This is a genomic window from Pseudomonas congelans (assembly GCF_900103225.1).
GTDB lineage: Bacteria > Pseudomonadota > Gammaproteobacteria > Pseudomonadales > Pseudomonadaceae > Aquipseudomonas > Aquipseudomonas congelans.
Window position 1 is genome coordinate 1 of sequence record NZ_FNJH01000018.1, and the last position, 9907, is coordinate 9907.

Consider the following 9907-nt stretch of genomic DNA (forward strand, 5'->3'; position numbering starts at 1 on the left):
ACCCACACGAATTGCTTGATTCAGTTGTTAAAGAGCGGTGGGTTAAGATCTTTCGTCTCAACCGAGGCGCGCATTCTACAGCGTCCTCTGTATCTGTCAAGCGGTTATTTTAAGAAGTTTTCAAAGTTTCCTTTGCAACTTCAACCACTTGCGCTGCGATCAACTCTTGAGTTGCTCATCAGCGGGAGGCGAATTCTACAGCGTTACAACCGCGTGTCAAACTCTTTTTTCTCACCGCTGTCGATCAATCCAGACCCGACCTACTTCCTCGCTGACTCTTAACTCCAAAACCTTGCAACCTATTGATCTACAAGGCTTTTTCGTTTCCGTCTGCGCCGGAAGTGGGGCGAATTATAGACACCTCACAGAGGGCGTCAACCGTTAATTTCAAAATCGCCGAAATTAACCTTGAAGGCCGTTTGGCTATATAGAAGAGCACGCACCTCTTGCGCAATATATTGCCCAACCAATGATTATTCCGCATCATGCGCCATTACCTGTGCCCGGATCACACCCAGGATGTACATCTGAAATGTCTGAGAAATCCCGCAACATAGCCTCTGCCCTGTTCCCTCTGGGATTGCTGATGATCGCCATGATCTCCATTCAAAGCGGCGCATCGCTGGCAAAGAGTCTTTTCCCTGTCGTGGGCGCACAAGGCACCACGACCCTCAGGCTGGTATTCGCCAGCCTGATCCTGGTTGCCGTCCTGCGACCGTGGCGGGCGAATCTGACTGCAAAATCGTTACGTACCGTCGTGATCTACGGCATTGCGCTGGGCAGCATGAACCTTCTCTTCTATATGTCATTGCGGACAGTGCCTCTGGGAATTGCCGTAGCACTGGAGTTCACCGGCCCGCTGGCTGTGGCGCTGCTGTCCTCCCGCAAGCCCATTGATTTTCTCTGGGTGACTCTGGCAGTCATCGGCCTGCTGCTGTTGATCCCTCTGGGGACCTCAGCTGCCGCGATTGATCTGCTAGGTGCGGGTTATGCCTTGGGCGCAGGTGTGTGCTGGGCCGCCTACATAGTGTTCGGTCACAAGGCTGGTGCAGACAACGGTGTGCAGACGGCTGCCCTCGGCGTTGTAATTGCCGCGCTCTTCATAGGGCCGATAGGTGTGGTACACGCAGGCTCTGCATTACTGGATATTTCGCTTATACCTGCAGCGTTGGGTGTCGCCATCCTGTCGACTGCCCTGCCCTATAGCCTGGAGATGATTGCCCTGACGCGAATGTCGGCGCGTACATTTGGCACGCTGGCCAGCCTGGAACCCGTCTTCGCTGCGCTTTCAGGCCTCGTGTTTCTTCATGAAAGCCTTTCACTGACTCAATGGCTGGCGATTGGCGCAATCATCTTCGCGTCCATCGGCGCAACCCTTGGCTCGGCACACAGCAAACCCCAGTTGGTACCGGCCGACTGAACTTACCACGCGTCAAGAAGCCATATGGCACTAGCATTTGTTACGCGCATGCGCCATGTTTGTACCTGACCGATTTATATTCGGTGGCTATGCGTTACAGTTCAAAAGACTCATGGTCCAGTCAATCGGATGGATCGCGATCAGCAATGGCCCGCTAAGGAAAGGAATGAAATACATTTTTGTCGTATTGGCCATACTGGCTGTGGCAGGTTGTGCAGCCACATCCAAGCCCGTCACGCAAAGCAAGCGAGGCATCCACATCAACTGCTCAGGCCTCACATCGTCCTGGGCAAAATGCTACGAGCTGGCTACCAACTCCTGCGCTTCGAGAACATTCAAGGTCATCGCGAAGTCCGGCGATGCTACCGAGGAGCCCGAAGACTATCCGTTCGGCCTGAACCCGGCGGGCTACACCAGCCGCAGCATGATCATCGTCTGCAGGAAAGCTGCACCACTGGCTGATCCGCTACCGCAGGACTAGCCTGCGGCAACGGGAAGGCTTGATCAGACAGGGATCGTACGGGCCTGCAGCCACAACAGCGCAGTGCCCTGCAACAGCGGGCTCAACCGCGTCAGCACCTGAATATGGTAGTCGTTCAGCCAGGCACGCTCTTCTGCGTTCAACATCGACACCTCGATGCAACGGGTGTCGATCGGGCAAAGCGTGAGCGTTTCAAAGCGCAGAAATTCGCCGAACTCGGTTTTGCCGGCTTCCTGGTTGATCACCAGATTTTCGATACGCACCCCCCAGCGTCCAGGCCGGTACGTACCCGGCTCGATGGACGTGATCATGCCCGGTAGCATGGCTGTCTGCGGCGTTGCAGGTGCCTGATAGGCAATGACCTGCGGCCCTTCGTGCACATTCAGGAAATACCCCACGCCATGCCCGGTGCCGTGGCCATAATTGACACCCTCACTCCAGATTGGCGCCCGGGCAATTGCGTCCAGCAGCGGCGACTGAATGCCCTTGGGAAAGTGAGCACGCGACAGTGCGATTACACCCTTGAGGACGCGAGTACAATCCTGCTTCTGTTCGACGCTCGGTGTTCCGATCGCCACCATCCGCGTGATGTCGGTGGTGCCGCCAAGGTACTGGCCGCCCGAATCGATCAGTAGTAAACCGTCACCTTCTATCCGCGCATGCTCCGCCTCGGTAGCGCGGTAATGAGGCATCGCGCCATTGGCGTTGAAGCCCGCAATGGTGGCAAAGCTGGGCGAGACATAACCCGGACGTCGCTCGCGTGCCTGCGTGAGCTTTTCATCGATGGTCAGTTCGCTGACAGGCTCTCGCCCCAGCGCACTGTCCAGCCAGGCGAAAAACTCGCAGAGCGCCGCGCCGTCCTGTTCCATTGCCTGACGGATATGAGCCGTATCGGTCTCGGTTTTTTGCGATTTCAGCAACGTGCTCGGGTTAAGCCCTTCTACCAGCGTGACCTCACTGTCCAGGTAATCGAGCAGTCCACAGGTAACCCGGGCCGGATCGACCAGCAGTCGCGCGTCCTTCGGCAGTTCGCGCAAGGCGGCGCCAATCTGCGTGTACTCCATGAGGTTGATGCCGTCGCGCTCCAGGCGCGCACGTACCGAGTCCGGTACTTTCTTCGAGTCCACGAACAGCGTGACGCTTTGCGGACCGATCAAGGCAAACGCGATGAACACCGGATTGTAGGAAACGTCCGCGCCACGCAGATTGAACAGCCAGGCGATGTCGTCCAGCGTTGCAATGAAATGCCAGTCAGCCTTTCGCTCGACGATGATCTGCCGGACCCGCGCGAGCTTTTCGCTACGGTCCAGTGAAGCCTGGGGAGGCATATGCTCGTAAATCGGGTGAGACGGCAACGCGGGGCGGTCCTGCCACAGCTCGGTTAGCAGGTCGATGTCGGTCCGCAGTCGCGCGCCACGTTCGTAGAGCCTGCTTGCCAAAGTGCGCGAAGAAGCAACGGCCAGAACCGCCCCGTCAACGGCAACCACGCTCTCGGCCTTGGCTTCATCTGCCAGCCATTCGAGTGGACCTTGCTGGCCGGGCATCAGTTTCACCAGCTCGATGCCGCTGCCGGCAAGCTCCTTGGTGGCCTGCTCCCAATAGCGGCTGTCAGCCCATATGCCGGCAAAATCCTGGGTGATGATCAGCGTACCGACCGAGCCGTGAAAACCCGACAGCCACTGACGCCCCTGCCAGTAGCCGGGCAGGTATTCGGAGAGGTGCGGATCCGCTGACGGCACCAGATAGGCATCGATGCGCTCCCTGCTCATCAAGGCGCGGGTTTGCGCCAAACGTTCTGCCACTTCTGAACTGGCGTTGGATTGCGTGCTCATTGACTCTCCTGCTGACCCGGAAATTGACTGCTTTCACCGATTCAGATAATGGAGCACTCATCGACCCTGAGCAACCGCCCAGAACGCAGGCTGGACAAGAGAAGTGCGAATCGAGTCGACCGCACGCTCTATGTCCTGCTCGCGAGTGAAGCGCCCCAGGCTCAGGCGTATGGTCTGGCTCGCGGCCTGCGGGCTCAGCCCGAGGGCCAGCAGAACATGCGACGGCAGGTTTTTCGCCGAGTTGCAGGCGGAGGTGGACGAAAAGGCCAGACGCTCACCCAGCGCGGCGACGTCCAGATCGTTATGAGTGAACGTAAAACTGAGTGTATGGGCAATCCGCTGCGTGGGACTGCCGTTGATACACACCCCGGGAATCTCGGCCAGGCGCCTACAAAGAAGATTGCTCAGCCGCTGTATTTCAACAACCTCCCCTTCGAGCACTTCTGCCGCCAGGGCAAAGGCCGCGCCCATTCCGGCGATCTGATGCGTTGCCAGTGTCCCGGAGCGCAAGCCACATTCGTGCCCTCCCCCATGAATCTGGGCGAGAACACGCTGCTGCGCGCGCGGACCCACGTACAAAGCGCCAATGCCCTTGGGCCCGTAAATCTTGTGTGCCGAGAGCGACATCAAATCCACCGCGAGCTGGCTGAGATCAATCGGCAACTTGCCAGCGCCCTGCGCCGCGTCGACATGCAGCAGCGCCCCGTGCCCACGTACGCGCCTGCCGATTTCGGCGATGTCGTTGACGGTACCCAGTTCGTTATTGACCAGCATCAGCGAGACCAGAAATGTATCGTCACGCAAGGCTGCACTGACTGCATCGGCACTGATCAGGCCCTCGCTGTCCGGCGCCAGCCAAGTGACCTCGACACCCTCCTCCTCAAGTTGACGGGCGGTGTCGAGGGTAGCCTTGTGCTCGATCAGGCTGGTGATGATATGACCGGGACCGCCTCCAGGTATTGTCGCCTGCCGCTTTGCGCGCTGTTGAGCAACGCCCTTTAGAGCCAGATTGCTGGACTCGGTCGCGCCGGAAGTCCAGATGATCTGCGACGCCTGTGCACCTACCAGGTACGCGACCTGCTCGCGGGCAAGTTCCACTGCAAGGCGGGCCTTTTGGCCGAACGAATGGGAGCTGGAGGCAGGATTGCCGAAGTTGCCTGATGCCCCCAGGCAATCGACCATCACCCTGATGACACGCTCGTCCACAGGCGTGGTGGCGGCGTAATCCAAATACAGCACTGACTCGTTCATGCGCGCTCCTTGTTCACAGACCATGAAGAGGATGATGCACGAAACCAGATAGAACCAAAAATTATCAATTAATATTTATATAGACAAAAATAGAATATAAAAAAAGACTACCGTAAAATCTGTCGATCTCTGGACGCACGACAGCGTCGGTCAGCTGTGTCATCAAATACACATCAAAAGATGGTGTTTTTTTGACACACTTATAAATCAATACGTTAGATTCTTACCTCTACCATTTATCAAAAATCTAACAGAAACCTGACGAAATAATTTGACAGATACCCTGCCGCCACCGATATATAGGACCGTCAGGCACATTCCGGTTTTACGCAAATGCCGCAGAGCATAGCGTTGGAATAATCAGCCGAAGTTGACTGCTGTCCTGTCTCACCCTGTCAGTTATTTCCACAGCGCTTATCAAGCGCTGGCGGATGTCTGTTGACTCTCACTTCCTTTTTTAAATGCTGAATGCGTTCGGTGTGGCGGTAGCGTTGCCTGTTGCAATGCGACTTACACGACGCTTGCGCGTTGATTCTGCTTAAACAGCGCTCTCACTGGATCGACCGATTCGGCGGTAGCGTGCCCGGCAATCAATGGATGTGAGCGACAGATGCCCGGTTACCCGCTTGCAACGCACTGACTCAAAGAAACATGGAGGCTTCGATGATTAACGTGACCAAGACGTATCTGGGTGATATCGACCAGTTCAAACGCTATGTCGAAGGCATCTACGCACGTGGCTGGCTGACCAATCACGGTCCGCTGGCCGGGGAACTGACGGAACGACTCAAGGACTACCTGGGTATCAGGCACATTATTCTGACCAACAACGGCACCCTGGCCCTGCAAGTGGCCTATCGGGCGCTGGGGCTGAGTGGCAGCGCGGTGACCACGCCATTCAGTTTTGTCGCGACCAGCAGCTCGCTGCAATGGGAAGGCATCCGCCCGATCTTTGCCGATATCGATGCGCACACCTGGAACATCTCGCCGAAACACATCGAAAACAGTATTGCCGAAGACACCACCGCGATCGTCGCCACCCACGTGTTTGGCAATCCGTGTGACGTGCAAGCCATTCAGCGCATAGCCCGCGAACACAAGCTCAAGGTCGTCTATGACGGCGCACACGCATTCGCCGTGCGTCACGCAGGCCAGTCGGTGCTCAATCATGGCGACATCAGCACCTTGAGTTTTCATGCCACCAAGCTGTTTCACACCATTGAAGGCGGCGCGATCATCACCAACGATGACGAACTGGCCAGACAAGCCCATCTGATGTGCAACTTCGGTATTTCCGGCGTCGACCGGATCGATGGCATCGGCATCAATGCCAAGCTCAACGAATTCTCAGCCGCCATGGGCCTGTGCATTCTCGACAACATCGGCAACATTCTCGAACAACGCGCGGAGATAGCCGACCACTACACCTTGTCGCTGCAAGATTACCTGGATCTGCAGACGCTCCAGGCCGACAGCCAGCGGAATAACAGTTATTACCCTGTGGCACTGCGCGACGAGCAACAATTATTGAGCGTGCGCACCGCACTCAACCAGCACAAGATCAACCCCCGCCGCTACTTCTATCCCTCACTGGATACCCTTGAATATCTGCAGCCTCAAGCAGGCCAGCCGGTCTCCAGAGCGTTGAGCGAACGAGTGCTGTGCCTGCCGATCTATCCAGGCCTGCTGAGAAGCGAACAGGACCTGGTCATCCGCACCCTGATCGCAGCTTGCAGCGAGACTGAAAATGACTACCGGGCTTGCCCCGTTGCACGGGTCTGCTGACCATCATGCCAGGCAAATACTCCCTCATCCGCAACACCCTCCTGAATTACGGCGGGCAGGCTTACGTGCTGCTGATCGGAATTCTGATCATGCCGTTCTATCTGGGCCACCTGGGTGCCGAAGCGTATGGACTGATCGGTTTCTTCACCCTGCTGCAGGCCTGGCTGCAATTGCTGGATGCCGGTCTGTCGCCCAGCCTGGTGCGTGCCGTAGCGCACGAGCGAGACACTCCTGCACGCAAACAACGTCTGGGCAGTCTGTTGCGCTCGTTCGAACTGATCTTTCTGCCGATGGCAATGCTCAGCGCCCTGCTGGTCTATAGCGCCAGCCCATGGATTGCCGCGCACTGGCTGAACGCAAATACCCTGCAACCCGAGACCCTGACGCATTGCATCACCTTGATGGGCATCATCATTGCCCTGCGCCTGTGTTCGACGCTGTACAAAAGCGCGATACAGGGCCTTGAGCAGCATGGCTGGCTCAACGCTGCCAATGTGTCGATCGCAACGTTGCGCTACGTCGGCGGCCTGGTGCTGGTCAGTCAGTTTTCCCGGGACCCACGGGACTTCTTTGAATTTCAACTCGCGGTGGGGCTGATCGAAACCCTGTGGTTTGCCGGCAAGGCCCGCGGGCAGATGCCTGCGCCGCACTGGATGACCGGCCTGGACTGGCCATTGATCAAGCCGATCCTGCCCTTCGCCGCCAGCCTGTCGCTGAGCGCTGTGCTGTGGATCGTGCTGACCCAGGTGGACAAGGCACTTCTGTCGAATCTGCTGCCGCTGGACCAGTACGGCTACTTCTCACTGGTGGTATTGATCGCCACCGGCATCGGGATGCTGACCAACCCGCTGGTCCAGACGCTACTGCCGCGCCTGACCGTGTTGCTGGCCGAGGGCCGGCGCGACGAGATGCACGCCTTGTTCCTGGCCGCCAATCGCTTCGCCTGTACTTTTTTGTTTCCCCTGGCGGCGGTCATTGCCCTGTATGCGGAGCCGTTGATTCTCGCCTGGACCGGCGATCCGGTCGCCGCACGCTGGAGTCGTCCGGTGCTCGGCTGGTACGCGCTGGGCAGCGCCATCATGGCCGCCAGTGCCTTTCAGTTCTATCTGCAATACGCCTATGGCCGAATGCATTTGCACCTGTGGTACAGCCTGATTTCGACGCTGGTCAGCGTGCCGGTGATGGTGCTCGCGATCCATTACCAAGGCATGTACGGCGCGGCGTTGGCGTGGTTTTTTCTGCGTGCGACGTCCTTCGCGATATGGCCAGTCATCGTGCATCGACACCTGGCCCCCGGTCTTCATCGCCAATGGTTGAGCGACATCCTGCGTATCAGCGCGATGACCGCTGCAGGCCTGATGGTCAGCGCCCCGGTATTCAATCTGATTGCCGGTGAAAGCCGTAGCAGCGTGCTTCTGGCACTCGCGCTCAGCGGGCTTGTCACCCTGATGCTGGTGGCGACGAGTCACCGGCCGCTGGCATCGAAACTCTATGTTCTGTTCAGTAAACCGAGTACTTGAGCCATGGACGACACTGTAAGGAATACCGACGAAACCTGCCTGGCGCCGCCGCTGCTGAGCATCATATGCCCGGCCTACAATCAGGAGGCCTTCATCGCTCAGGCGCTGGACGGGCTTTTGTCACAACAGACCGATTTCAGGTACGAAATCCTGATCAACGACGACGCCTCCACAGACGCTACCGCGCGCATCATTGCGCACTACGCCGAGCGGCACCCGACGATCATTCGGCCCTTCTATCAGCAGATCAATCAGTACAGTCAGGGCAGAGCTTGCGTCCCCGGCCTGTTTGGCGAAGCGCGCGGTCGCTACATCGCCTACTGCGAAGCTGACGATTACTGGATCGATCCGCGAAAACTGCAGCTGCAAGTGGACTTTCTCGAAGCGAATCCGGATTACGTCATCACCTATCACGACGCGTTTGTCTTCGATGAACACGGTCAGTACGGCGTGCAGTTGCAAGGTCATCTGCGCGCCGACGCCTCGGCGCTGGAGTTGCAACAGGCAAGACGCCTGTCGACCCTGACCGTCTGCTTTCGCAACATGTTCAGTCAGATGCCGCACGAATTGAGCCTGTGGAATGCACCGCTGAACGATATGTGCTGGTGGTCGCTGCTCGGGGCCTACGGCAAGGGCAAGTTCATGCCCGGGATCAAGCCGGCCGCCTATCGAATGCACCCTGGCGGGGTGTTCTCGATGCGCAGTGACAAACGCAAGTTGCACATGAACCTGCAGACCTGCTCAAGCCTGGCCAACTATTACAACCGCCTGGGCAATCAGCCGCTCTACCAGTATTTCCTGATGCAGACGGTGTGCCTGTCGCTGGCCGCACTCGCACCTCGTCACAAACTGCAAACGTTGTGGAAAGTGGCGGGCAACATGCTCGCCAATCTGCGCCGGCGCCTGTGGCCGGCTACTGGCAAAGCTCATGTTCAGTAGTGTGCTGGTGTTGTGCGTGGGCAACATCTGCCGCAGCCCGATGGCCGTCGCGATGCTGCATCAGCGCCTGAAGGATACGCAGGTGCGTATTCAGTCGGCAGGCATCGCCGCCTTGTCGGGCTCTTCGATTGACCCGGAGGCACACGCGGTTCTGCAGTCACATCGGGTGCAGCCTCAGCGGCATGCAGCTCGCCAGATGAGTCGCGAGCTGCTGCGCCAGGCCGATCTGATTCTGTTGATGGAACAGGCGCATTTTTCCGACGTTCTCGACCTCGCCCCCGAGGTACGCGGCAAAGCCTTTCTGATCGGTAAATGGCAAGACCCGCTCGACATCACCGACCCTTACCGGCGGCCCGCGTCAGCCTTCGAACAGACCTACGTGCAGCTCTCGCGCTGCATCGAAGACTGGCTTCCCCATTTCCGATCAGGAGCAACAGGATAAATGACCGTCATGAGCCATCCTCCCCTGAATTTCCAACCGGACCCCCGGATTGATCTGGCGACCGTCCTGCGGATGCTGTTCGATCACAAAGCCCTGATCCTGTGGACAGTCAGCCTGTTTTTTCTGATCGGCCTGGGCTATGCCATTCTGGCCACGCCGGTCTATCAGGCCACCGCCATGATTCAGATAGAGCCGAGAAAAATCGGCATCGAGGGTACCCCCGAGGTCAGCGCCAAG

Annotated in this window: 9 protein-coding genes and 1 pseudogene; 8 read left to right on the top strand and 2 right to left on the bottom strand. The window is 57.9% G+C overall.

All coding sequences use genetic code 11. The features are described from left to right. The 3 genes and pseudogenes from BLR20_RS28010 to BLR20_RS26190 form a co-directional block, all read left to right on the top strand. Positions 1 to 282 (top strand): annotated as a pseudogene (locus BLR20_RS28010) (hypothetical protein); the annotation flags it as partial. A gap of 250 nt (positions 283 to 532) precedes the next feature. Continuing rightward, complete coding sequence (gene rhtA / locus BLR20_RS26185) at positions 533 to 1420, top strand: threonine/homoserine exporter RhtA (protein WP_010434928.1); 888 nt, start codon at positions 533 to 535, stop codon at positions 1418 to 1420. A gap of 166 nt (positions 1421 to 1586) precedes the next feature. Continuing rightward, a complete protein-coding gene (locus tag BLR20_RS26190; protein WP_010434930.1) occupies positions 1587 to 1901 on the top strand; it encodes a hypothetical protein in 315 nt (104 codons plus the stop codon). Between the two features lie 23 nt (positions 1902 to 1924). Here BLR20_RS26190 and BLR20_RS26195 read toward each other — a convergent pair whose 3' ends face one another. Together BLR20_RS26195 and BLR20_RS26200 are read right to left on the bottom strand one after the other, a co-directional pair. Then, entirely contained in the window at positions 1925 to 3733 is a 1809-nt protein-coding gene (locus BLR20_RS26195; protein WP_010434932.1) for an aminopeptidase P family protein, read from the bottom strand. 57 nt (positions 3734 to 3790) lie between these two features. Continuing rightward, positions 3791 to 4984, bottom strand: coding sequence for a cysteine desulfurase family protein (locus BLR20_RS26200; protein WP_032611506.1), 1194 nt, complete (start codon positions 4982 to 4984; stop codon positions 3791 to 3793). Between the two features lie 663 nt (positions 4985 to 5647). On the opposite strand from BLR20_RS26200, the gene BLR20_RS26205 reads away from it, so the two are divergent. The 5 genes from BLR20_RS26205 to BLR20_RS26225 form a co-directional block, all read left to right on the top strand. Beyond that, positions 5648 to 6769, top strand: a complete 1122-nt coding sequence (locus BLR20_RS26205; RefSeq protein WP_010434936.1) for a DegT/DnrJ/EryC1/StrS family aminotransferase — start codon at positions 5648 to 5650, stop codon at positions 6767 to 6769. 5 nt (positions 6770 to 6774) lie between these two features. Then, a complete protein-coding gene (locus BLR20_RS26210; RefSeq protein ID WP_054992600.1) occupies positions 6775 to 8289 on the top strand; it encodes a lipopolysaccharide biosynthesis protein in 1515 nt (504 codons plus the stop codon). Between the two features lie 3 nt (positions 8290 to 8292). After that, entirely contained in the window at positions 8293 to 9228 is a 936-nt protein-coding gene (locus BLR20_RS26215) for a glycosyltransferase family 2 protein (protein ID WP_054992599.1), read from the top strand. After that, positions 9218 to 9670 carry a low molecular weight protein-tyrosine-phosphatase gene (locus tag BLR20_RS26220; RefSeq protein WP_032611513.1) on the top strand — a complete coding sequence of 151 codons (453 nt, stop codon included), beginning with the start codon at positions 9218 to 9220 and terminating at the stop codon, positions 9668 to 9670. The genes BLR20_RS26215 and BLR20_RS26220 overlap by 11 nt, the downstream gene beginning before the upstream one ends. Next, positions 9671 to 9907: Wzz/FepE/Etk N-terminal domain-containing protein (locus BLR20_RS26225; RefSeq protein WP_244158753.1), on the top strand; the 237-nt coding region annotated here is incomplete at its 3' end.

Coding starts and splice junctions, on each gene's coding strand:
- BLR20_RS26220 (WP_032611513.1), top strand. CDS start 9,218: ATGTTCAGTAGTGTGCTGGTGTTGTGCGTGGGCAACATCTGCCGCAGC.
- BLR20_RS26195 (WP_010434932.1), bottom strand. CDS start 3,733: ATGAGCACGCAATCCAACGCCAGTTCAGAAGTGGCAGAACGTTTGGCG.
- BLR20_RS26215 (WP_054992599.1), top strand. CDS start 8,293: ATGGACGACACTGTAAGGAATACCGACGAAACCTGCCTGGCGCCGCCG.
- BLR20_RS26210 (WP_054992600.1), top strand. CDS start 6,775: ATGCCAGGCAAATACTCCCTCATCCGCAACACCCTCCTGAATTACGGC.
- BLR20_RS26190 (WP_010434930.1), top strand. CDS start 1,587: ATGAAATACATTTTTGTCGTATTGGCCATACTGGCTGTGGCAGGTTGT.
- rhtA (WP_010434928.1), top strand. CDS start 533: ATGTCTGAGAAATCCCGCAACATAGCCTCTGCCCTGTTCCCTCTGGGA.
- BLR20_RS26200 (WP_032611506.1), bottom strand. CDS start 4,984: ATGAACGAGTCAGTGCTGTATTTGGATTACGCCGCCACCACGCCTGTG.
- BLR20_RS26205 (WP_010434936.1), top strand. CDS start 5,648: ATGATTAACGTGACCAAGACGTATCTGGGTGATATCGACCAGTTCAAA.